Raw genomic sequence first — 23,501 nt, forward strand, 5'->3', positions numbered from 1 at the left:
CCGTCTTCCGTTCCTGCCACCGATGGTTTCCGCCCTCCTGAACCGCCAGCGCCTGTCGACCAAGATCGTCGGCGCCCTGATCGGCTTTTTGCTGCTCGCCCTGGTCGCCATCGGCGCCACTCTCTGGCTGTCCTGGCAGCTGGAAGGCGCCGCGGCGGCGATCAACGAAACCGGCAGCCTGCGCCGCCACAGCTACCGGCTTGCCCTGCTGCTGGAACGGGCCGAGAGCCAACCTGTATTGAGTCACGCCGCCGAGGCCAGGCGCCAGATCGCCCGGATCGACGCCACCCTCGCCCTGGTCGAACGGGGCGATCCGCAGCGGCCGCTCGGCCTGCCGCCCGCGCCGGCGATCCGCGGCGCCTTCCTCGAACTCGGCCGGCGCTGGAGCGGCGCGACCCGTCCGCTCGCGCTCGCGGCCTTGGACGGCGACAGCGATGCCCGTCGCGCGGCGGTGGCGCGCTTCGGCGGCCATGTCGAGGACTTCGTGGCCGAGATCGACCGCCTGGTCGGGCTGATCGAGCGCGACAACGAATTGCGCACCTTCTGGCTGCGCGCTTCGCAGCTGATGCTGGTGGCGATGGCGATCGGCGGTACCGTGGCCCTGGTCTACCTGATGTTCAGCCTGATCGTCGATCCGGTCATGCGCCTGCGCGAAGGCATGCGCAGCATGGCCGAGTCGGACTTCGGGGTACGGCTGGAGGTCGCGAGCCGCGACGAGTTCGGGCAGCTGGCGGAAGGCTTCAACGAAATGGCGGACCGCCTGCAGCAGCTGTACGGCAGCCTGGAAGACAAGGTGCGCCTCAAGACCGCCAACCTGGAAGACAAGAACCGCGAGCTCGCCCTGCTGTACGACTGCGCCGCCTACCTCCAGCAGCGCCACGAACTGGACACCATGTGCGACGGCTTCCTGCGCCGCATCGCCGCCTACTTCGGCGCCGGGGGCGGCAGCGTGCGCCTGATCGACGCTGGCAAGGGCAATGTCCACCTGGTCGTGCACGAGGGCCTGTCGGCGGGAATGGCGGAGTCCGAACGCTGCATGAAGATCGGCGACTGCCTGTGCGGCGAGGCGGCGGCCAGGAAAGTCTCCGTCGTGCACCGGCTCGACCAGATGCCCGGCGGCGAAGCCCTGCAATGCGCACGTGAAGGTTTCGCCACCGTGTCGGTGTCGCAGATCGTCGCCCAGGACCAGCATCTCGGCCTGCTCAGCCTGCATTTCCGCGAGGGGCGCGTCCTCACGCCGCGCGAACAGGCCCTGCTCGAGACCGTGGCCAAGCTGCTCGGCGTGGCGATCCAGAACATGCGCCTGGCGGCGCGCGAGCGCGAAATGGCCATTTCCGAGGAGCGCAACCTGGTCGCGCGCGGCCTGCACGACAGCATCGCCCAGGGCCTGAACTTCCTCAACCTGCAAGTGCAGATGCTGGACGAATCGCTGCGCGCCGGCAAGACCGGCGAGGCCTCGGCCATCGTTCCCGCCCTGCGCGCCGGGGTTGCGGAAAGCTATGCCGACGTGCGCGAACTGCTGCTCAATTTCCGCAGCCGGCTCGAGGAGGACGATCTCAACGCGGCGCTGCGCAAGACCGCGAACAAGTTCGGCGACCAGACCGGGATCACCACGGCCTTCGCCGTGAACGGCGCCGGCGGGCCGCCGATTCCGCGCGAAGCCCAGCTCCAGATCCTGTTCATCGCGCAGGAGGCGCTGTCGAACATCCGCAAGCACGCGCGCGCCGGGCGGGTAGAGATCGGGGTCGAGGACGGAGAAGACTATTTGCTCTCGATCGGCGATAATGGCGTCGGTTTCGATGCCGATGGCGGCGAAGACCGCGACGATGCCCATGTCGGCCTGCACATCATGCGCGAACGCGCGGGGCGCATCGGCGCCTCCCTCGAGGTGCGGTCGCGGCCCGGCGCCGGCACCACGGTGCGGCTGCGGCTGGGGCAGGCCCAGCGCCGCGCGGCGTGAATTATGCAATCTGGAGACCTGAATGAGTAGTGACCGCGATACCATCAGCGTGCTGCTGATCGACGACCATACCCTGTTCCGCAGCGGGGTGCGCTCGCTCCTGCAGCGCAACGAACGCTTCGCCGTGGTCGGCGAGGCTGCCGACGGCGTCGAGGGCGTCAAGCGCGCGCTGCAGCTGCGGCCGGACGTCATCCTGCTCGACCTGAACATGCCCGGCATGTCCGGGGTCGAGACCCTGCAGCTCCTGCTCCAGGACCGCCCGGACGCCGCGGTACTGATGCTGACCGTGTCGGAAGAAGCGGAAGACCTGGCCGCCGCGCTCCAGGCGGGCGCGCGCGGCTACCTGATCAAGAACATCGACGCCGACTACCTGATCCGGGCGGTGGAGCGCGCCGCCGCCGGAGAATCGGTGCTGGCCGAGTCGATGGCCGGCAAGCTGTTCGCCCACGTCCAGCGCGGCGGCGCCAAGGCGCCGGCGCCGGTGTCGGAACTGGACAAGCTGACCCCCCGCGAACGCGAGATCCTGGCCTGCCTGGCGCGCGGCGAGAGCAACAAGCTGATCGCGCGCGTGCTCGACCTGGCCGAGAGCACGGTCAAGATCCACGTGCAGAACATCCTCAAGAAGCTCGGCCTGACGAGCCGCGTGCAGGCCGCCGTGTTCGCGGTCGAGAACGGTCTGGGCGCCGCTCAGGACAAGTAGGCCCGCAGCGCTTCGCGCGCGCCCTCGAATTCCCTGGCCAGGGCCGCGAGCTCCGCGCGCGCGCCCTCGACGTTGTCGGCCTTCCCCAGCAACTCCAGGTTCAGGCAGGGCACGCGCATGCGCCCCGCCCCGACGCAATCGATGCTGGACAGCAGGTAGTGGGCGGTGGCTGCCAGCAGTGGTCCGTCCGCCGCATCGATCGCCTGCCCGGCCCGCGCCAGCAGAGGCGGCACGCCATCCAGGAAGGCCGCAATGACTTCCTCCAGCACACCATCGTTCCCGCCGGCCGCGCCACGCAGCTCCCGCAGGCGGGCCGGGTCGACCGCCTCCGGTGCGCGGCGGCGCACGGCCACGGCGCCGATGCCGGCCGCCAGCGCCCGGCGCAGTTCCTCCAGCACCACCGGCTTGGGCAGGTAGGCGTCCATGCCCGCTTCCAGGCAGCGTTCGCGGTCCCCGGGCAGCGCATTGGCGGTCATCGCGATGATCCAGGGCGCGCTGGCGCCGCGGAAGCGCCGGCGCAGGCGGCGCGTCGCTTCGATGCCATCCATCTCGGGCATCTGCATGTCCATCAGGATCACGCCATAGTCCTGGCGCTCCATGGCCTCGAGCGCTTCCACGCCGTTGGCCACGATGTCGGCGCGGTGGCCCAGGTGGCGCAGCAGCTGCTTGACGACCTTCTGGTTGACCGTGTTGTCCTCGGCCACCAGGATGTCGATGCCGGCCGCCGGCGCCGGCAGCTCCGGCACGGGGGCCGGACGTGCCCCGCCCATGGCGTGCAGCAGCGCCTCGAACAGCGCCGCCGGCTTGACCGGCTTGTTGAGGGCGGCGGCGAACAGGCCGTCCACGGCGCCGGCGCGGGCGCGCTGTCCTAGGCTGGTCAGGAGCAGGAGCGGCAAGGGCGGCAGGCCCGCACCCTGCCCTTCGGCACGGCGGATCTCGGCGGCCAGCTGCTCGCCGTTCATCTCCGGCATGTGCATGTCGAGGATGGCGGCGTCGAAGGCCTGGCCATGCCTGACCAGGTCGAGCGCCTCGGCCGCCGACGCCGCCGCCACCGCCTCCATGCCCCACAGCAGGGCCTGGCGCACCAGGATGCGGCGGTTGGTGGCATTGTCGTCGACGATCAGCAGGCGCCGCCCCGCCAGTTGCCCCGAGCGGTCCTGCAGCAGGTCCCGGGCCAGCCCGGCTCCGACCGCCTCCGCCTCGAAGGCCAGGGTGAAGCGCGAACCGGCGCCCAGGCGGCTCTCGACCGAGAGGGCGCCGCCCATGATCGCGGCCAGGCGCCGGCTGATCGCCAGTCCCAGGCCGGTGCCCCCGTACTCGCGCGTGGTCGATGGATCGACCTGGGTGAAGGATTCGAAGATGTCGTCCAGGCGGTGCGCGGGGATGCCGATGCCGCTGTCGCGCACCGTGATGCGCAGCGCGTGGCGCTGGCCCTCCAGCGGCGCGGCCGCGACCTCGACCACCACCTCGCCCTGGCGGGTGAATTTCACCGCATTCGACAGCAGGTTGACCAGCACCTGGCGCAGGCGCGCGGCGTCGGCCAGGATCGTGGCGGGCGCCTCCGGCTCAATGACGCAGGCCAGTTCGATGTCCTTGCCGCCCACGGCGGGCGCCAGCAGGTCGAGCGCATCCTCCACGCAGCGGCGCAGGTCGACCGGATGGCGTTCGATGTCGAGCCGGCCCGCTTCCATCTTGGAGTAGTCGAGCAGGTCGTTGATGATCGCCAGCAGGGCTTCGCCGCTGTGGCGGATGGTCTCGGTGTAGTCGCGCTGCTCCTCGTCCAGCCCGGTGTTGAGCAGCAGGCTGGTCATGCCGATCACCGCGTTCAGCGGCGTCCTGATCTCATGGCTCATATTGGCCAGGAACATGCTCTTGGCCTGCATCGCGGCTTCGGCCTTTTCCTTGGCGGCTTCCAGTGCGCGCTCGTAGGCCTGGCGCTCCGAGATGTCCTGCAGGATCGCGGTCATCAGCCAGCCCCTGGCGGTATGCGAGCGCGAGATCGAGGCCTCGGCCGGGAACTCGCTGCCGTCCTTGCGCACCGCGTAGATCGCGCCGCGCTCGCCCATGTTGCGGGCCTGCTGCTCGCCGCTCCGGAATCCCGCCATGTGACGGCCGTGGCCGGCGCGGAAGCGCGGCGGGATCAGGACCGCGAGCTCCTGCCCGATCACTTCCGCCGCGCGCCAGCCGAAGATGCGCTCGGCGCCCTGGTTGAAGAACACGATGCGCTGCGCCTCGTCGGTGCAGACGATGGCGTTGTCGGCGATTTCCAGGATCCCGGCGAGCTGCTCGGGACTGAGGGTGTTCTTCATAACAAGATTACTAGTGGAAACAAGCGTGATCCTACACCTCCTGCCTGGGCCGGTGAAGACCTTGCACGGCCGCCCATCGTCATTTCGGCATATTGCGCAACACTCGGGCGGCTGCCGAGAATGGCGGCAGCGGCGCGGCGAGCGCGCCTTCCCTTTTCTGCGAGCGACACCATGCTGAGCGTACACGAAGCACTCGACCTTCTTCTCTCCAGGGCCACGCCGGTGGCCGGGACCGATACCGTCGGCACCATCGCCGCCTGCGGCCGCGTGCTGGCCGCCACCCAGTACGCGGCGCTCGACCTGCCGCCGGCCGACAACGCGGCGATGGACGGCTACGCCGTGCGCAGCGCCGGCTGCGGGCCGGACGCGGCGCTCCCGGTCAGCCAGCGCATCACCGCCGGCGCCAGGCCGGAACCGCTCGCGCCGGGCAGCGCGGCGCGCATCTTCACCGGCGCCGCGATGCCGCCCGGGGCCGATGCGGTGGTCATGCAGGAACACTGCCGTCCCGGCCCGGACGGCGCGGTGACCCTGCTGCACCTTCCGGCGCCGGGCGAACACCTGCGCCGCGCCGGGGAGGACGTCCGCGCCGGCAGCGTGCTGCTCAAGGCGGGCACCGTCCTGCGCCCGCAGGAGCTGGCCTATGCGGCGTCCTGCGGCCTGGACCGGCTGCCGGTGGCGCGCCGCATCCGGGTGGCGATGCTGTTCACGGGGGACGAACTGGCCACGCCCGGCCAGCCGCTGGCGCCGGGACAGATCTATAACGCCAACCGCTACGCCCTCGGCGCCCTGCTCGCCCGGCTCGGCTGCGAGACCAGCGACTACGGCATCGTGCCGGACCGGCTGGACGCCACCCGCGCGGCGCTGCGCGACGCCGCGGCCGGCCACGACCTGATCCTGAGCTCGGGCGGCGCCTCGGTCGGCGAGGAAGACCACGTGCGCGCGGCGGTCGCCGCCGAAGGCAGCGTCGCCATGTGGAAGATCGCCATGAAGCCCGGCAAGCCGCTGGCTTTCGGGTCCGCCGGGGGCGCCCATTTCCTCGGCCTGCCGGGCAACCCGGTGGCCGCCTTCATCGGTTTCCTGATGTTCGCGCGTCCCTTCATCCTGCGCCTGCAGGGTGCGCGCGAGGTGCGGCCGGCGCCGCTGATGCTGCGCGCCGATTTCCAGGTCGACCGTCCCGACCAGCGCCTGGAATTCCTGCGCGCCCGCGTCAACGCCGCCGGCGCGCTCGAACTGCTGCCGCACCAGGGCTCGGCCATCCTCGGCTCCGCTGTCGGCGCCGACGGCCTGGTGCTGCGCGCGCCCGGCCAGTCCATCGCGCGCGGCGACGCCGTCCCCTACCTGCCCTTCTCCTCCCTGCTCGCCTGAAGCTCCTAGCCCTTTCTGACTAGGCGTGCGCGCCGGCCTAGCCCATCCGGCGGGCCGTGCCTAGGCCGATTCCCTTGCTGCGCTTCACCCTCCGGCGAATGGCCGGGCTGAGGCGCGCCCCGTAGGCTTGAGGTATCGCGACCTACGACAAGGAGAATCACATGGGAACCGACAGGAGGCCGTTTTCGGTCCTCGCCAGCAGCACCTTCGCCTTCACGATCTGCTTCGCCATCTGGATGATGTTCGCGGTGCTGGGCATCCCGATCAAGACCCAGCTGGGCCTGAACGAGACCCAGTTCGGCCTGCTGGTCGCCACGCCGGTCCTGACTGGCGCCCTGACCCGGGTGCCGCTCGGGATCTGGACCGACCGCTTCGGCGGACGCATCGTCTTCTTCAGCCTGATGCTGGCCTGCGTACTGCCGATCTGGCTGATCGGCTACGCCACCCAGTACTGGCACTTCCTGGTGCTCGGCCTGTTCGTGGGCCTGGCCGGCGGCTCCTTCTCGGTCGGCACACCCTATGTGGCGCGCTGGTACAAGCAGGAGCGCCGCGGCTTCGCCATGGGCGTGTTCGGCGCCGGCAATTCGGGATCGGCCCTGACCAAGTTCGTGGCGCCCGCGATCATCGCGGCCTGGGGCTGGCAAGCCCTGCCCCAGGCCTACGCCGCCCTGATGCTCGGCACCGCCGTGCTGTTCTGGCTGTTTTCCTACTCCAATCCCTCGCACCGCAGCGCCGGCGGCGCCACCTTCAGCCAGCAGCTGGCCGTGCTCAAGGATCCGCGCGTGTGGCGCTACTGCCAGTACTACTCGGTGGTCTTCGGCGGCTACGTCGCGCTGGCCCTGTGGATGACCAAGTACTACGTCGGCGAATACGGCTTCGACCTCAAGCACGCCGCCCTGCTGGCCGCCTGCTTCTCGCTGCCCGGCGGCGTGCTGCGCGCGCTCGGTGGCTGGATCTCGGACAAGTACGGCGCCTACAAGGTCACCTGGTGGGTGATGTGGGTGTGCTGGGTGTGCTTCTTCATCCTCTCGTATCCGCAGACCACGATGAGGGTGCAGACCGTCGACGGCGGCATGGACCTGGCGCTCGGCCTGGGCCCGGTCGCCTTCACCGTCCTGCTGTTCGTGGTCGGCGTGGCCATGGCGGTCGGCAAGGCTTCGGTCTTCAAGTTCATCGCCGACGACTTCAGCGACAACATCGGTGCCGTGTCCGGCGTGGTCGGCCTGGCCGGCGGCCTGGGCGGCTTCATCCTGCCGATCATGTTCGGCGCCGTCGTCGACTTCACCGGCATCCGTTCCAGCTCCTTCATGCTGCTGTACGGCACCGTCTGCGTCTCGCTGATCTGGATGCATTACTCGTTCAAGCCACAAGGCCTCGCCACTCCCGCCGGCGCGGCGCCGCTCAAGCGCGCGGCCTGAGGCGCTTCCCCCTAACCTGACTGGAGAAACAACGTGAGCCGCTATCTCATCTCGACCTGGGAACCCGAGGTTCCCGCCTTCTGGCAAAGCCGGGGCAAGTCCACGGCCAACCGCAACCTGTGGATCTCGATCCCCGCCCTGATGCTGGCCTTCGCGGTCTGGATGGTGTGGAGCGTGGTGGTCGTCAATCTGCCCAACATCGGCTTTACCTACAGTACCAACCAGCTGTTCTGGCTGGCCGCCGTGCCCGGGCTGTCGGGCGCCACCCTGCGCATCTTCTATTCCTTCATGGTGCCGGTGTTCGGCGGCCGCAAATGGACCGCCATCTCCACCGCCTCGCTCCTGATTCCGGCGATCGGGATCGGCTTCGCGGTGCAGGACCCCTCCACCGGCTACCCGACCATGCTCCTGCTTGCCCTGCTGTGCGGCTTCGGCGGCGGTAACTTCGCGTCCTCGATGGCCAATATCAGCTTCTTCTTCCCCAAGTCGCAGAAAGGCTATGCCCTGGGCATGAACGCCGGCCTGGGCAACCTGGGCGTGTCGGCGGTGCAGTTCGTAGTGCCGCTGGTGATCACCGCCGCGGTGTTCGGCGGCGAGCCCCAGGCCTGGATCAAAGGCGAAGAGACGAAGCAGATGTGGCTGCAGAACGCGGGCTTCATCTGGGCGCCCTTCATCGCCCTGACCGCGGTCGCCGCCTGGTTCGGCATGAACGACCTGGCCTCGGCCAAGGCCTCCTTCGCCGAGCAGGCCGTGATCTTCAAGCGCAAGCACAACTGGCTGATGTGCTGGCTGTACGTGGGCACCTTCGGCTCCTTCATCGGCTACTCGGCCGCCTTCCCGCTGCTGACCAAGACCCTGTTCCCGGACGTGAACCCGCTGCAGTACGCCTTCCTCGGCCCGCTGGTCGGCGCCCTGGCGCGCGTGGCCGGCGGCTGGATCTCGGACCGCCTGGGCGGCGCCGTCGTCACCCTGTGGACCTTCGTCGCCATGATCGCCGCGGTGCTGGGCGTGCTGCACTTCCTGCCGGCCGCCGGCACCGCTGGCAGCTTCTGGGGCTTCTTCTGGATGTTCATGGCGCTGTTTGCCTGCACCGGCGTGGGCAATGCCTCGACCTTCCGCATGATCCCGGTGATCTTCCTGACCCTGCACCAGCGCGCCTGCGCCGGCAAGCCGGCCGCGATCCAGGCCCAGGCCGTCGCCAACGCCAACAAGGAAGCGGCCGCGGTGCTGGGCTTCACCTCCGCGGTGGCGGCCTACGGCGCCTTCTTCATCCCGAAGAGCTACGGCACCTCGATCGCCCTCACCGGCGGCCCGGGCGCGGCCCTGTGGTGCTTCATCGGCTTCTACGCCACCTGCATCGCCATCACCTGGTGGTGCTATGCGCGCAAGGGCGCCGAGATGCCCTGCTAGTTCCAAATGACTAGTCGGCCTAGTCCCAATGCGGGACCGGGACCGACTTCCTGCGAATACTCAACCGGAAGCCCGGATCCTACACTGGCTCCAGCTGCACGCACCGTAATTCTGAATGCGCCCCGCCCCCTGGCGGGCGCACCGATGGAGAAATCATGAGCCACTTTTTGGACCGCCTGAAGTTCTTCGGCACCCCCAAGCAAACCTTTTCGAACGGCCACGGCGCCGTCGTCCAGGAGGACCGTACCTGGGAAAACGCTTACCGCCAGCGCTGGCAGCACGACAAGATCGTGCGTTCGACTCACGGCGTCAACTGCACCGGCTCGTGCAGCTGGAAGGTCTACGTCAAGAACGGCCTGATCACCTGGGAAACCCAGCAGACCGACTACCCGCGCACCCGCCCCGACCTGCCCAACCATGAGCCGCGCGGCTGCCCGCGCGGCGCCAGCTATTCCTGGTACGTGTATTCGGCCCAGCGCGTCAAGCACCCGATGGTGCGCGGCCGCCTGATGCAGATGTGGCGCGAGGCGCGCATCACCCGCGATCCGGTCGGGGCCTGGGAATACATCAGCCAGGACCCGGAACGCGCCCGCAGCTATAAATCGGTGCGTGGCCAGGGCGGCTTCGTGCGCGCCAGCTGGGACGAGGTCAACGAGATCATCGCCGCCGCCAACGCCTTCACCATCAAGAAGTACGGCCCGGACCGCATCATCGGCTTCTCGCCGATCCCGGCCATGTCGATGGTCAGCTACGCCGCCGGCACCCGCTACCTGAGCCTGATCGGCGGCGTCGCCATGAGCTTCTACGACTGGTACTGCGACCTGCCGCCGTCCAGCCCGCAGGTCTGGGGCGAACAGACCGACGTGCCGGAGTCGGCCGACTGGTACAACTCGACCTACCTGATGGTGTGGGGCTCGAACGTGCCGATGACCCGCACTCCCGACGCCCACTTCTACACCGAGGTGCGCTACAAGGGCACCAAGACCGTTGCCGTGTCCTCGGACTTCGGCGAGATGGCCAAGTTCGGCGACATCTGGCTGGCGCCCAAGCAGGGCACCGACGCCGCGCTGGCGATGGCCATGGGCCATGTGATCATGAAGGAGTACCACGCCAGCGGCAAGTCGGCCTATTTCAACGCCTACGCCAAGCAGTACACCGACTTCCCGATGCTGGTCCTGCTCAAGGAGCGCGACGGCACCCTGGTGCCCGACTACTTCCTGCGCGCCTCCCACCTGGCGAACAGCCTGGACGAGTCCAACAATCCGGAATGGAAGACCCTGGTGCTCGACCAGGCAAGCGGCCGCATCGTCGCGCCGAGCGGCTCGATCGGCTTCCGCTGGGGCGAATCCGGCAAGTGGAACCTGGAGCAGAAGGAAGGCACGAGCGGCGCCGCCATCGACCCGCAGTTGTCCCTGATCGAAGCCAACGACGGCGTGGTCCCGGTCGGCTTCCCCTACTTCGGCGGCAAGGACGCCGACGACCTCCTGCTGCGCAACGTGCCGGTAAAGAGAATCACCCTGGCCGACGGCAGCGAAGCCCTGGTCACCACCGTGTTCGACCTCTCGATGGCCAACTACGGCGTCGACCGCGGCATCTGCCCGAACGCGGCGAAGAGCTACGAGGACGACGTTCCCTATACCCCGGCCTGGCAGGTCAAGCACACCGGCGTCAAGGCCGCCGACGTGATCACCGTGGCGCGCGAGTTCGCCGACAACGCCGACCGCACCAAGGGCAAGTCGATGGTCATCGTCGGCGCCGCGCTGAACCACTGGTACCACATGGACATGACCTACCGCGGCATCATCAACATGCTGATGATGTGCGGCTGCATCGGCCAGAGCGGCGGCGGCTGGGCCCACTACGTGGGCCAGGAAAAGCTGCGTCCCCAGACTGGCTGGACCCCGCTCGCCTTCGCGCTCGACTGGAACCGCCCGTCGCGCCAGATGAACTCGACCTCCTTCTTCTACGCGCATACCAGCCAGTGGCGCCACGAGAAGCTGCACACCGACGAGATCCTCTGCCCCACCGCCGACGGCGAACTGGGCGAAATGTCCCTGATCGACTTCAACGCCAAGGCCGAGCGCATGGGCTGGCTGCCTTCGGCGCCCCAGCTCGAGACCAATCCGCTCGAGGTGGTGCGCGCGGCCGAAGCCGCGGGCCAGGACCCGGTCAAGTACGCCGTCGAGCAGATCAAGGCCGGCAAGCTGAACTTCTCCTGCGACGACCCGGACAACCCCGTCAACTTCCCGCGCAATATGTTCGTGTGGCGTTCCAACATCCTGGGGAGCTCGGGCAAGGGCCACGAATACTTCCTGAAGTACCTGCTGGGCACCCAGAACGCCCTGATGAGCGACGAGGACGAGTGCATCAAGCCGCGCGACATCAAGGTGCGCCCGGCCGCCGAGGGCAAGCTCGACCTGCTGGTGGTGCTGGATTTCCGCATGTCCACCACCTGCCTGTACGGCGACATCGTGCTGCCGACCGCCACCTGGTACGAGAAGGACGACCTCAACACCTCCGACATGCACCCCTTCATCCACCCGCTGTCGGAAGCCGTGCAGCCGCTGTGGCAGTCGAAATCGGACTGGGAGATCTACAAGGGCATCGCCGCCAAGTTCTCGGAAATCGGCGGCGCCTACCTGGGCACGGGCAAGGACCTGGTGCTGACCCCGCTGATGCACGACACCCCGGGCGAACTGGGCCAGCCTTTCGATCCCAAGGACTGGCGCGCCGGCGAGTGCGAGCCGATCCCGGGCAAGACCATGCCGGCCATGACCGTCGTCGAGCGCAACTTCGCCGACGTCTACAAGAAATACACCTCGGTCGGCCCGCTGCTCGAGAAAGTGGGCAACGGCGGCAAGGGCATCGGCTGGAAGACCGGGCACGAAGTCGAGATCCTGCGCGGCATCAACCGCACCGTGCTCGAGGAAGGCGTGTCCAAGGGCCAGCCGCGCCTGGACACGGCGATCGACGCCGCCGAGATGATCCTGTCGCTGGCGCCCGAGACCAACGGCCACGTGGCCGTCAAGGCCTGGGATGCCCTGTCGAAGATCACGGGCCGCGACCACACCCACCTGGCGATCCCGCGCGAGCACGACAGCGTGCGTTTCCGCGACGTCCAGGCCCAGCCGCGCAAGATCATCTCCTCGCCCACCTGGTCGGGCCTGGAGAGCGAGGAAGTCAGCTACAACGCCTGCTACACCAATGTGCATGAACTGATCCCATGGCGCACCCTCACCGGCCGCCAGCAGTTCTACCAGGACCACGCCTGGATGCGCGACTTCGGCGAGGGCCTGTGCGTGTACAAGGCCGCGATCAACACCAAGACCACCGAGGCGATGCTGAACGCCCGCCCGAACGGCAACAAGGAGATCGCGCTGAACTGGATCACCCCGCACCAGAAATGGGGCATCCACTCGACCTATTCGGACAACCTGCGCATGCTGACCCTGTCGCGCGGCGGCCCCCACGTGTGGCTGTCCGAGATCGACGCCAAAGCGGCCGGGATCGAGGACAACGACTGGATCGAGGTGTTCAACGTGAACGGCACCCTGACCGCCCGCGCCGTGGTCAGCCAGCGCGTACCGGAAGGCATGACCCTGATGTACCACGCCCAGGAAAAGATCGTGAACGTGCCGGGCGCCGAGACCTCGAAGAAACGCGGCGGCATCCACAACTCGGTGACCCGCGCCGTGACCAAGCCGACCCACATGATCGGCGGCTACGCCCAGCTGTCCTACGGCTTCAACTACTACGGGACGGTGGGTTCGAACCGCGACGAGTTCGTCCTGGTGCGCAAGATGCGCGACATCGACTGGATGGAAGGCGCACGCGACGAGTCGCGCCCGAACGGCGATGTGAAGACCGGCCAGGGTCCGCTGCGCGCGGTGAACGCGGCGAGGAAGCCGGCCAAGGCGGCCGAGACCGAGCCCGCCATCGCCCTCGCGCCGTCGCCCAAGGGCGCATGAGAATCAATCAGGAGTCAATATGAAGATCAGAGCACAAATCGGCATGGTGTTAAATCTGGACAAGTGCATCGGTTGCCACACCTGTTCGGTGACCTGCAAGAACGTCTGGACCAGCCGCGACGGCGTCGAGTACGCGTGGTTCAACAACGTCGAGACCAAGCCGGGCATCGGCTATCCGAAGGAATGGGAAAACCAGGACAAGTGGAACGGCGGCTGGAAGCGCCTCCCGTCGGGCAAGATCGAGCCGCGCCAGGGCTCGCGCCTGAAGATCCTGGCGAACATCTTCGCCAACCCCAACCTGCCGGCGATCGACGAGTACTACGAGCCCTTCACCTACGACTACGAGCGCCTGCAGAACGCGCCGCTGTCGGAAACCCCGCCGACCGCGCGCCCGATCTCGGTCCTGACCGGCAAGAAGATGGACAAGATCGAGTGGGGCCCGAACTGGGAGGACGACCTGGGCGGCGAATTCGCCAAGCGCAGCAAGGACAAGCTGTTCGACAACGTGCAGAAGGAGATGTACTCGACCTTCGAGAACACCTTCATGATGTACCTGCCGCGCCTGTGCGAGCATTGCCTGAACCCGGCCTGTGTGGCGTCCTGCCCTTCCGGCTCGGTGTACAAGCGCGAGGACGACGGCATCGTGCTGATCGACCAGGACAAGTGCCGTGGCTGGCGCATGTGCATCTCCGGCTGCCCCTACAAGAAGATCTACTACAACTGGTCCTCGGGCAAGGCCGAGAAGTGCACCTTCTGCTACCCGCGCATCGAGGCCGGCCAGCCGACCGTGTGCTCGGAGACCTGCGTGGGCCGCATCCGCTACCTGGGCGTGCTGCTCTACGATGCCGACAAGATCGAGGCCGCGGCCTCGGTGGCGGACGAGCAGGACCTGTACGAGGCCCAGCTCGGCCTGTTCCTCGATCCGCACGATCCGAAGGTGATCGAGGAGGCGCGGCGCCAGGGCATCCCCGACGCCTGGCTGGAATCGGCAAAGCGCTCGCCGGTGTACAAGATGGCGGTCGAATGGAAGATCGCCTTCCCGCTGCATCCGGAATACCGCACCCTGCCGATGGTCTGGTACATCCCGCCGCTGTCGCCGATCCAGGCCGCCGCGGAAAGCGGCAAGATGGGCATGAACGGCATCCTGCCGGACACGCGCAGCCTGCGCATTCCGGTGCGCTACCTGGCCAACCTGCTCACGGCGGGCAAGGAAGCGCCGGTGGTCCATGCGCTCGACCGCATGCTGGCGATGCGCGCCTACATGCGCGCCAAGTCGGTCGATGGCGCCGGCGACCTGAAGGTGCTGGAACAAGTGGGCTTGAGCCAGGCGGTGGTCGAGGACATGTACCACATCATGGCCATCGCCAACTACGAGGACCGCTTCGTGATCCCGAGCAGCCACAAGGAGATGGCCGAGGACAGCTTCAACGAGAAGGGCTCCTGCGGTTTCTCGTTCGGCAACGGCTGCTCGGACGGCGTCAGCGACGCCTCCCTGTTCGGCAAGAAGAAGCAGGGCTCGGTGATCTTCGTCTCGATGCCCAAGTCGCGCAAGAAAAAAGAAGCCGAGCAGGCGTAAGCCCGGCCACCGTCTAAGGAACCACTATGCAACACTTTCAAATCCTGTCGGCCCTGCTGCTCTACCCCGAACCCGAGCTGGTGGCCGCGCTGCCCGAGCTGGAGGCCGGCCTCGAACACAGCCCGCGCATGCTGGCCGTGCTGCGCCCGGTGTTCGAGCACCTGGCGCGCGAAGACCTGATCACCCTGCAGCAGGTCTATGTCCAGACGTTCGACCGCACGCCCTCGCACTCGCTGCACCTGTTCGAGCACATCCATGGCGAATCGCGCGACCGCGGCCAGGCCATGGTCGACCTGATGGAGGAATACAAGAAGCACGGCCTGGCCATGACGGACGACGAGCTGCCCGACTACGTGCCGCTGTTCCTGGAATTCCTGTCGCAGCTGCCGACCGAGGACGCTGCCGGCCGCCTGCTGGGCGACGCGGTGCACGTGCTGGCCCACATCGGCCGCAAGCTGTCCGCCAACGATAGCGTCTACGCCTGCGTGTTCGAGGTGCTGGAGGGACTCAGCCCGGTCGCGGCCGAGGCGCTCAGCGAGCCGCCGGTCAAGGACATGGACGAGGCTCTGGAAACCTTCGGCCCGGGCGTGGACGGCGTTGAGCCGCTGCTCAAGCCCCAGGCCGGCGGCCTGCAGCCGATCAACTTCTACCCGAAAGGCACGCACCGCGCGGCCGCCGCCCAGCACTAGGAGACCACCATGAACTACCTGCACCACTTCACCTTCGGGATCTATCCCTACATCGCGCTGGCGATCTTCCTGCTGGGGAGCCTGATCCGCTTCGACCGCGAGCAGTACACCTGGAAGTCGGAATCGAGCCAGGTGCTGCACCGCGGCAGCCTGCGCCTGGGCAGCACCCTGTTCCACATCGGCATCATCGGCCTGTTCTTCGGCCACGCCGTGGGGCTGCTGACCCCGGTCTGGGTCTGGGATACCCTGGGCGTGCCGCACGGCGCCAAGCAGCTGTTCGCGATGATCGCGGGCGGCATCATGGGTGGCCTGTGCCTGATCGGCATCCTGCTGCTGCTGGCGCGCCGCTTCGCCAGCGACCGCCTGCGCAAGGTCACCAGCGTCAAGGACAAGGTCGTATTGCTGTGGATCCTGGCCACCCTGCTGCTGGGGTTGTACTCCATCGTGGTCTCGGCCGACCACCTCGACGGCCACACCATGGTCCAGCTGATGCAGTGGGCCCAGCACGTCGTGACCTTCCGCGGCGACGCCCCGGATTTCATCCTCGATGCGCCGCTGGTGTTCAAACTGCACCTGTTCATGGGCATGTCGCTGTTCGTGATCTTCCCGTTCACCCGCCTGGTGCACGTGTGGAGCGGCTTCGGCGCCGTCGCCTACCTGGGCCGCGCCTTCCAGCTGGTCCGTCCGCGTTAATCGAGCAAGGAGACTATCATGGGACTGTCCGTCAACGGCGTCGACATCGACGACAGCGCGATCGCGCAGGAACTGCCGCATCACCAGGGCAGCGCCAACCCGCTCAAGGAAACGGTGCACGAAGTCGTGCTGCGCACCGTGCTGCTGCAGGAAGCCCGCCGGCTGGGGCTAACCGGTAGCGACGAGGATACCCTCATCGAGGCGCTGTTCGAGCGCGAGGTGCGGGTGCCGCCGGCCGACGAAGCCGCCTGCGCGCGCTTCTACAGCCAGCATCCTCAGCGCTTCACCAGCGGCGAGATGCTGGAAGCGCGCCACATCCTGTTCCAGGTCACGCCGAGCGTGCCGCTGGAGCTGGTGCGCGACACCGCGGAAGGCGTGCTGGAGGCCCTCAAGGCCGAACCGGGACGCTTCGAGGAACTGGCGCGCCAGTACTCGAACTGCAGCTCGGGCGCGGTCGGCGGCCAGCTGGGCCAGCTCTCGCGCGGCCAGTGCGTTCCGGAGTTCGACAAGGTACTGTTCCGCCTCGGCGAAGGCGAACTGGCCCAGCGCCTGGTCGAGACCCGCTTTGGCCTGCACATCGTGCAGGTGCTGCGCCGCGTCGAAGGCAGGCTGCTGCCGTTCGCCGCCGTGCACGCGCAGATCGCCGACTACCTGAGCACGGCGGCCTGGCAGCGCGGCATCCACCAGTACATGCAGCTGCTGGTGGGCCGCGCCGAGATCGGCGGCGTCACGCTGGACGGCGCTTCCACCCCGCTGGTGCAGTAGGCGTCCCATGGCGCATTCCCACATGATGCTTCCGGTTCCGCCCGTGGCGCCGCATTCCGTGCTCGACGACCTGCAGGCGCTCGTGGCCGGCACCATGCTGGTGTCGCTGGGCGTCGGGCTGATGGGCAAGGCCGGCCTGGTGACCGGCGGCGTGGCTGGCCTGTGCCTTCTGCTGCACTACGCGACCGGAATCGGCTTCGGCAAGATCTTCTTCGCCCTCAGCCTGCCCTTCTATGCCTTTGCGCTGCGCAAGCTGGGCTGGCGCTTCACGCTCAAGACGCTGGGGGCCGTCCTGCTGTTCTCCTTCGCCAGCGAGCTGCTGCCGCGCGCCCTGGAGCTGGAGCGCGTGCATCCGCTGTACGCGGCCCTGATGGGCGGGGTCCTGGCCGGGGTCGGCCTGTTGATGCTGTTCCGCCACCAGGCCAGCCTGGGCGGCTTCAACATCCTGTGCCTCTACCTGCAGGAGCGCTTCGGCTGGCGCGCCGGCCTGGTGCAGCTGGCGCTGGACGCCATGATCCTGCTGGCGTCGCTGGCCGTGATTCCGCTGCGCGCCTGGCTGCTGTCGCTGGCCGGCACCGCGGTCCTCAACCTGTCCCTGGCGATCAACCACCGCCCCGGGCGCTATCTCGCGCGCTGACGCGCCGCTTCTCCATCATGCAGATCACAGATTTTTCCGATTTCCTCGCCGCCGCCCGCTCGCAGGACGAGCCGCAGCGGCTGCTGTTCGTGTTCGCCGTGGCCGAGCTGCCGCAGACCCATTCCCCCGGCCAGAAGAAGCGCTTCGAGACCGGGCGCGGCGGCGCCCTGGCGCCGGTCATGTGCGTCGACAAGGCGCCTGCGGAGCTGGACAGCTTCGCCGCGCTGGCGGCCGAATCCCGCCGCACCGGCCAACCCTGGGACATGGTGTTCGTGGCCGCGCTGCCCGGACGCGACAACAGGACCCCGGAACAAAACGACGTCGAGCGCGCGCTGCGGATGATGGTCGACGCGGTCCACCGCGGCGCCATCGAGCGCTTCCTTGCCTTCGACCCCGAGGGCCGGACCGTGCATTTCCACTAGCCGCGCCCTTCTTGAACCAGTTCATGGCGCTTCCCCGGGCGCCGGGGCTATGCTCCGGCCAGGGTGAATGCCGTTCCCCCTTTTAGACGGAGATCCATGCCTTCCATCTTTACCGATTCCGCCACCGCCCCGGCGGCCAGGCCGGCCTTCGACCTGGTCTGCCCCGCCGGCAGCCTGCCGGCCCTCAAAGCCGCGGTCGACAACGGCGCCGACTGCGTCTACCTCGGCTTTCGCGACGCTACCAATGCGCGCAACTTCGCCGGCCTGAATTTCAGCGAACGCGCGATCGCCGACGGCATCGACTACGCGCACCGGCGCGGCCGCCAGGTCTTCCTGGCCCTGAACACCTATGCCCAGCCGGGCGCCCTGGAGATATGGCGCGGCGCGGTCGACCACGCCGCGGACCTAGGCATCGACGCCGTGATCCTGGCCGACCCGGGCCTGATGGAGTATGCCGCGCGCACCTATCCCAAGCTGCGCCTGCACCTGTCGGTCCAGGGCTCGGCCACCAATGCCGAGGCCATCAATTTCTATCACCGCCACTTCGGCATCGCCCGCGCCGTGCTGCCGCGCGTCCTGTCGCTGGCCCAGGTCGAGCAGGTGATCGGCAACACCCCGGTCGAGATCGAGGTGTTCGGCTTCGGCAGCCTGTGCGTGATGGTCGAGGGACGCTGCCAGCTGTCTTCCTACGCCACCGGCGAGTCGCCCAACACCCACGGGGTGTGCTCGCCCGCCAAGGCGGTGCGCTGGCAGCCCACGCCCAGGGGACTCGAAGCGCGCCTGAACGAGGTGCTGATCGACCGCTATGCGGAAGGCGAGCATGCCGGTTATCCGACCCTGTGCAAGGGCCGCTTCGACGTCGGCGACGAAACCTATTACGCGGTCGAGGAGCCGACCAGCCTGAACACCCTCGAGATCCTGCCCAAGCTGGTCGCCCTGGGCGCGCGCGCCGTCAAGATCGAAGGCCGCCAGCGCAGCCCCGCCTATGTTGCCCAGGTCACGCGCGTGTGGCGCGAAGCGATCGACTGCTGCCTGTCGGAACACCAGCGCTACTCGGTCAAGCCGGCCTGGATGAACGAGCTGGACAAGGTCGCAGAGGGTCAGCAGCACACGCTCGGCGCCTATCACCGCCCTTGGAAATGAACATGAACTGCCTGGAGCAACCGACTTGAAACTCGCCCTCGCCCCCATCCAGTACTACTGGCCGCGCGACAAAGTCTTCGCCTTCTACGAGGAGATGGCCGCGGCTCCCGTCGACATCGTCTACCTCGGCGAAGCCGTGTGCTCGCGCCGCCACGAACTGCGCCTGCCCGACTGGCTGGCGCTGGCCGACCGCCTCGAGCAGGCCGGCAAGCAGGTGGTGCTCTCGACCCAGGTGCTGATCGAATCGGGCTCCGACCTGGGCACCCTGCGCCGCATCGCGTCCAACGGCCGCCACCTGGTCGAGGCCAACGACATGGGCGCGGTCCAGTGCATGAGCGGGCGGCCCTTCGTCGCCGGTCCCCACCTCAACCTGTACAACGCCCCGTCCCTGGCGATCGTCGCACGCGAAGGGGCGGTGCGCTGGGTAATGCCGCTGGAAATGTCGCGCACCTGCCTGGAGCAGGTGCTGGCCCGGCGCCCGGCAGGGCTGGAGACCGAGGTCTTCGCCTACGGCCGCCTGCCGCTCGCCTTCTCGGCGCGCTGCTTCACGGCGCGCCACCGCAACCTGCCCAAGGACGACTGCCGCTTCAGCTGCATCGACCACCCCGACGGACTGCTGATGGAGACCCGCGAGAAGCAGCCCTTCCTGGTGCTGAACGGCATCCAGACCCAGTCGGCCCTGGTCTACAACCTGGCGGCGGAGATCCCGGCCATGCGCGCCGCCGGCGTCGACGCGCTGCGCCTCAGTCCCCAGTCCGCCCACATGGCCGAGATCGTGGCCCTGATGCGCGCCGCCGTGGACGGCGCCCTGGCGCCTGCCGATGCCGCCGTCCGCATGACGCCGCTGATGCCGGCCGCCGCCTGTGACGGCTTCTGGCACGGCCGGCCCGGACTTGTCAAACAGGCCGCCTGAAGGCGACCGCCTACGAAAGGACAGCTCATGCACACCCAAGCGCAACACCTGCCGGCCCCGCTCGGCCGCCTGCTCTCCCTGCTTCCCGCCTACCCGGGCTCGCGCCTGTTCGCCTGCGCCCTGAACCTGGCGGTGGTGCGCCACCTGCCCGACGACGTGCGCGCCACCCTCGCCGGCAAGCGCCTGCGCCTGCGCACCAGCGACGCCGGCATCGCCGTCGACTTCAGCTGGGACGGGCGCGCCTTCCGTCCCGTCAAGCCGGGCGCGGACGCCGACCTCACCATCAGCGCCAGCGCCCACGACTTTTCCCTGCTGGCGCGGCGCAAGGAAGACCCGGATACCCTGTTCTTCAGCCGGCGCCTGGTAATGGAAGGCGACACCGAGCTGGGGCTGCTGGTCAAGAACACCCTGGACGCGGTGGACGCGCCCCTGTTCGACCCGGCCGCGCTGGCGCCGCGCAGGGTGCTCGGGCAGCTGTTCCCGCCGCGCCGCGCCGGCCGCCCATCCACCCGACATTGAAGGAGGACCTTATGGCCAAGGCCCGCAGCAGTTTCCCCCTGGTGTATTCATGTTCCGGCTGCTCCAGCGCGGCCCAGATGGCGAACCACCTCGCCCTCGAGCTGGACCGCCTCGGCGTGGCGGAGATGTCCTGCGTCGCCGGCGTCGGCGGCGACGTGCCCTCGCTGGTCAAGCTGGCAAAATCCGGACGCCCCGTCGTCGTGGTCGACGGCTGCCCGCTGGTGTGCGCCAAGAATTGCCTGGCGCGCCACGACGTGGCGCCCACCCTGCACTGGCAACTGGGCGAACACGGCGTGCGCAAGCGCTATCACGCCGGCTTCGAGCCGGAGCAGGCGCAAACGCTGGTGGCCGTCGTGGCCAAGGACGTCGCCGCCCTGGCGCCTGCCGCGGCCACGCCACCCGCGGCGGATGGCGTCGTCCTTGCTTGAACTGATTCAAGGCGCCCGCCGCGCGAGGAGCGGATACTGGACGGCGCCCTCCCCCAACCGGATCCACCCGATCCACCGACTAGAGAACCATGAACGCAAACGACCAGATGTTCGCCGCAACGATGCCGGCACAAGAGGTATCCGTCGACGTGCTGCGCGAAAAGTACGCGAAAGGAAACGAGACCACCATCGCCGAGGTGCGCGCCCGCGTCGCGCGCGCCCTCGCCGCCTACGAGGCCGAAGGACTGCGCGCCGAGATGGAGCAGCGCTTCCTGTGGGCGCAGGAGCACGGCTTCGTGCCCGCCGGGCGCATCAACTCCGCCGCCGGGCTGGGCATCAAGGCCACCCTGATGAACTGTTTCGTGCAGCCGGTGGGCGATTCGATCACCGGCGCGCACGACGGCTTGCCGGGCATTTATACCGCGGTCGCCGAGGCGGCCGAAACCATGCGCCGAGGCGGCGGGGTCGGCTACGACTTCAGCCCGATCCGCCCGGCCGGCAGCGCGGTGCGGGGCACCCGCTCGCGCGCCTCGGGACCGGTGTCCTACATGGAAGTGTTCGACGCCTCCTGCCGCACGGTGGAATCGGCGGGCGCGCGGCGCGGCGCCCAGATGGGCGTGCTGCGCATCGACCACCCGGACATCGAACGCTTCATCGCCGCCAAGGACGGCGGGGCCTTCAGCAATTTCAACCTGTCGGTCGGCGTCACCGACCACTTCATGCACGCCGTGCTGGGCGACGGCGAGGTCGAGCTGTGGCACCAGGCCGAGCCGGGCGAAGAACTGCTGGCCGCCGGCGCGGCGCAGCGCGAGGACGGCATGTGGGTCTACCGCCGCATCGGTGCGCGCGCCCTGTGGGACAAGGTGATGCGCTCGACCTACGACCATGCCGAGCCCGGCGTGCTGTTCATCGACCGCATGAATGCGGAGAACAACCTCTACTACGCCGAGCGCCTGTGCGCCACCAATCCCTGCGGCGAACAGCCCTTGCCCCCCTATGGCTGCTGCGACCTCGGCTCCGTGAACCTCACCCGCTGCGTGCGCGAACCCTTTACGCCCGGCGCGTACTTCGATTTCGCCACCATGCGCGAAGTCGCGGGCATCGGGGTGCGCATGCTCGACCTGGCGCTGGACGCCACCCAGTGGCCGCTGCCGCAGCAGGAACAGGAAGGACGCAGCAAGCGCCGCGTCGGCCTCGGTTTCATGGGACTCGGCAGCGCCCTGGTGATGCTCGGGGTGCGCTACGACAGCGAAGAAGGCCGCCAGTTGGCCGCCCGCATCGCCGAGGAACTGCGCGACGCGGCCTACGCCGCCTCGGTCGCGCTGGCGCACGAAAAAGGGGCTTTCCCGCTGTTCGACGCCGACGCCTACCTGGCGGGCCAGTTCGTGCGCCGCCTGCCGGAGGATCTGCGCGCGGCGATCGCGCGACACGGCATCCGCAATTCGCATCTGCTGTCGGTGGCGCCGACCGGCACCATTTCGCTGGCCTTCGCCGACAATGCCTCGAACGGCATCGAGCCGGCGTTCTCCTGGGTCTACCAGCGCAAGAAGCGCATGCCGGACGACAGCCTGCGCAGCTACGAGGTGGCCGACCACGCCTGGCGCCTGTACCGCCAGCTCGGCCACGACGTAAGCGACGACGCCGCGCTGCCGCCCCAGTTCGTCACCGCGCTCGCGATGTCGGCCCACGACCACCTGCGCATGATGGAAGCGGTCCAGCCCTACGTCGATACGGCGATCTCGAAGACCGTCAACGTCCCCGCCGACTATCCCTACGATCAGTTCAAGGACCTGTACACCGACGCCTGGCGCGCTGGCCTCAAGGGCCTGGCGACCTACCGTCCCAACAGCGTCACCGGCAGCGTGCTGAGCGTGGCGCCCGAGCCAGCGGCCCTTCCCGCCGCCGGCGACATCGATCCGCTGCGCAAGCGCTTCGACAGCCGCCCGCTCGGCGAGCTCGAGTCGGTGACTTCCAAGGTCGAGTACACGACCCAGGAAGGCAAGAAGGCGGTCTACCTGACCATCAGCTTCATCCGCGCCGATGGGTTGCTGGACGGACGCGAGGTCGCGATCGAACGCCCCTTCGAATTCTTCATGCCGGCCAACCAGCGCAGCGACGGCCAGCAGTGGATCACCTCGACCATGCGCCTGCTGTCGCTGGCCGCGCGCGCCGGCAGCTCGATCGCCAAGGCGCTGGCCGACATGCGCGAGGTGGTCTGGGAAAAGGGACCGGTGCGCTGCGGCTTCCTGACCCGCGAGGACGGCGTCCAGGTGCCGGTCTACCACGACTCGGAAGTCGCGGCGATCGCCTTCATGTTGCAGCGTGTCCTGATCCGGCGCGGCTTCCTCGACGCCTGGGGCAACCAGGTGCCGGTGCAGCAGCTCGACCGCCAGCTGGCGCTGCGCGGCCAGGGGCCTGTCCAGCACCAGCCGGAGCCCCAGCCCGTGCCGGGACCCGGCGCCGGCAGCGCCGCAAAATGCCCCGAATGCGGCGCCAGGGCGCTGCACAAGGTCGACGGCTGCGCGCGTTGCGCCGAATGCCACTACATCGGCAGCTGCGGCTGACGCCTCCCTGCGCCGCTTGCCG

Annotated in this window: 18 protein-coding genes; 17 read left to right on the forward strand and 1 reads right to left on the reverse strand. The window is 68.4% G+C overall.

Annotated features, from left to right (window positions below):
- Positions 1-22 precede the first annotated feature (22 nt).
- Positions 23-1,960, forward strand: a complete 1,938-nt coding sequence (locus tag J8847_RS05840) for a type IV pili methyl-accepting chemotaxis transducer N-terminal domain-containing protein (RefSeq protein WP_211523740.1) — start codon at positions 23-25, stop codon at positions 1,958-1,960.
- A gap of 22 nt (positions 1,961-1,982) precedes the next feature.
- Entirely contained in the window at positions 1,983-2,660 is a 678-nt protein-coding gene (locus J8847_RS05845; protein ID WP_211520672.1) for a response regulator transcription factor, read from the forward strand.
- On the opposite strand, the gene J8847_RS05850 is transcribed toward J8847_RS05845, so the two are convergent.
- Positions 2,648-4,969, reverse strand: a complete 2,322-nt coding sequence (locus J8847_RS05850) for a response regulator (protein ID WP_211523741.1) — start codon at positions 4,967-4,969, stop codon at positions 2,648-2,650. The two genes, J8847_RS05845 and J8847_RS05850, sit on opposite strands and share 13 nt — an antisense overlap.
- Positions 4,970-5,140: 171 nt before the next feature.
- On the opposite strand from J8847_RS05850, the gene glp reads away from it, so the two are divergent.
- The 15 genes from glp to J8847_RS05925 all read left to right on the forward strand — a co-directional run bounded on the left by glp (position 5,141) and on the right by J8847_RS05925 (position 23,479).
- Positions 5,141-6,334, forward strand: a complete 1,194-nt coding sequence (glp, locus tag J8847_RS05855; protein WP_211523742.1) for a gephyrin-like molybdotransferase Glp — start codon at positions 5,141-5,143, stop codon at positions 6,332-6,334.
- 161 nt (positions 6,335-6,495) lie between these two features.
- Positions 6,496-7,752: a nitrate/nitrite transporter gene (locus J8847_RS05860; protein WP_211523743.1), complete on the forward strand. Its 1,257-nt coding sequence runs from the start codon at positions 6,496-6,498 to the stop codon at positions 7,750-7,752.
- A gap of 33 nt (positions 7,753-7,785) precedes the next feature.
- On the forward strand, positions 7,786-9,162 hold the full coding sequence (locus tag J8847_RS05865; RefSeq protein ID WP_211523744.1) for a NarK family nitrate/nitrite MFS transporter: 1,377 nt from the start codon (positions 7,786-7,788) through the stop codon (positions 9,160-9,162).
- A 155-nt stretch (positions 9,163-9,317) separates the two neighbouring features.
- Entirely contained in the window at positions 9,318-13,130 is a 3,813-nt protein-coding gene (locus J8847_RS05870) for a nitrate reductase subunit alpha (RefSeq protein WP_211523745.1), read from the forward strand.
- A 19-nt stretch (positions 13,131-13,149) separates the two neighbouring features.
- Positions 13,150-14,706 (forward strand): nitrate reductase subunit beta, encoded by a 1,557-nt coding sequence (gene narH / locus J8847_RS05875; RefSeq protein ID WP_211523746.1) that lies wholly within the window; start codon positions 13,150-13,152, stop codon positions 14,704-14,706.
- 26 nt (positions 14,707-14,732) lie between these two features.
- On the forward strand, positions 14,733-15,395 hold the full coding sequence (gene narJ / locus J8847_RS05880) for a nitrate reductase molybdenum cofactor assembly chaperone (RefSeq protein WP_211523747.1): 663 nt from the start codon (positions 14,733-14,735) through the stop codon (positions 15,393-15,395).
- A 9-nt stretch (positions 15,396-15,404) separates the two neighbouring features.
- On the forward strand, positions 15,405-16,088 hold the full coding sequence (gene narI / locus J8847_RS05885) for a respiratory nitrate reductase subunit gamma (RefSeq protein WP_211523748.1): 684 nt from the start codon (positions 15,405-15,407) through the stop codon (positions 16,086-16,088).
- 18 nt (positions 16,089-16,106) lie between these two features.
- Positions 16,107-16,853, forward strand: coding sequence for a peptidylprolyl isomerase (locus tag J8847_RS05890; RefSeq protein ID WP_211523749.1), 747 nt, complete (start codon positions 16,107-16,109; stop codon positions 16,851-16,853).
- Between the two features lie 22 nt (positions 16,854-16,875).
- Positions 16,876-17,490, forward strand: coding sequence for a YitT family protein (locus J8847_RS05895; protein WP_211523750.1), 615 nt, complete (start codon positions 16,876-16,878; stop codon positions 17,488-17,490).
- A gap of 17 nt (positions 17,491-17,507) precedes the next feature.
- Complete coding sequence (locus J8847_RS05900; protein WP_211523751.1) at positions 17,508-17,912, forward strand: ribonucleotide reductase subunit alpha; 405 nt, start codon at positions 17,508-17,510, stop codon at positions 17,910-17,912.
- A 96-nt stretch (positions 17,913-18,008) separates the two neighbouring features.
- Positions 18,009-19,055, forward strand: coding sequence for a peptidase U32 family protein (locus J8847_RS05905; RefSeq protein WP_211523752.1), 1,047 nt, complete (start codon positions 18,009-18,011; stop codon positions 19,053-19,055).
- A 25-nt stretch (positions 19,056-19,080) separates the two neighbouring features.
- The gene (locus J8847_RS05910) at positions 19,081-19,968 is read left to right on the forward strand and encodes a U32 family peptidase (protein ID WP_211523753.1); all 888 of its coding nucleotides are present in this window, start codon (positions 19,081-19,083) and stop codon (positions 19,966-19,968) included.
- Positions 19,969-19,995: 27 nt separating this feature from the next.
- Entirely contained in the window at positions 19,996-20,487 is a 492-nt protein-coding gene (locus J8847_RS05915; RefSeq protein ID WP_211523754.1) for an SCP2 domain-containing protein, read from the forward strand.
- An 11-nt stretch (positions 20,488-20,498) separates the two neighbouring features.
- Positions 20,499-20,915 carry a putative zinc-binding protein gene (locus J8847_RS05920; RefSeq protein ID WP_211523755.1) on the forward strand — a complete coding sequence of 139 codons (417 nt, stop codon included), beginning with the start codon at positions 20,499-20,501 and terminating at the stop codon, positions 20,913-20,915.
- Between the two features lie 89 nt (positions 20,916-21,004).
- Positions 21,005-23,479, forward strand: coding sequence for an adenosylcobalamin-dependent ribonucleoside-diphosphate reductase (locus tag J8847_RS05925; RefSeq protein WP_211523756.1), 2,475 nt, complete (start codon positions 21,005-21,007; stop codon positions 23,477-23,479).
- Positions 23,480-23,501 lie beyond the last annotated feature (22 nt).

This window comes from Massilia sp. AB1 (assembly GCF_018119385.1).
Lineage (GTDB): Bacteria > Pseudomonadota > Gammaproteobacteria > Burkholderiales > Burkholderiaceae_D > Telluria.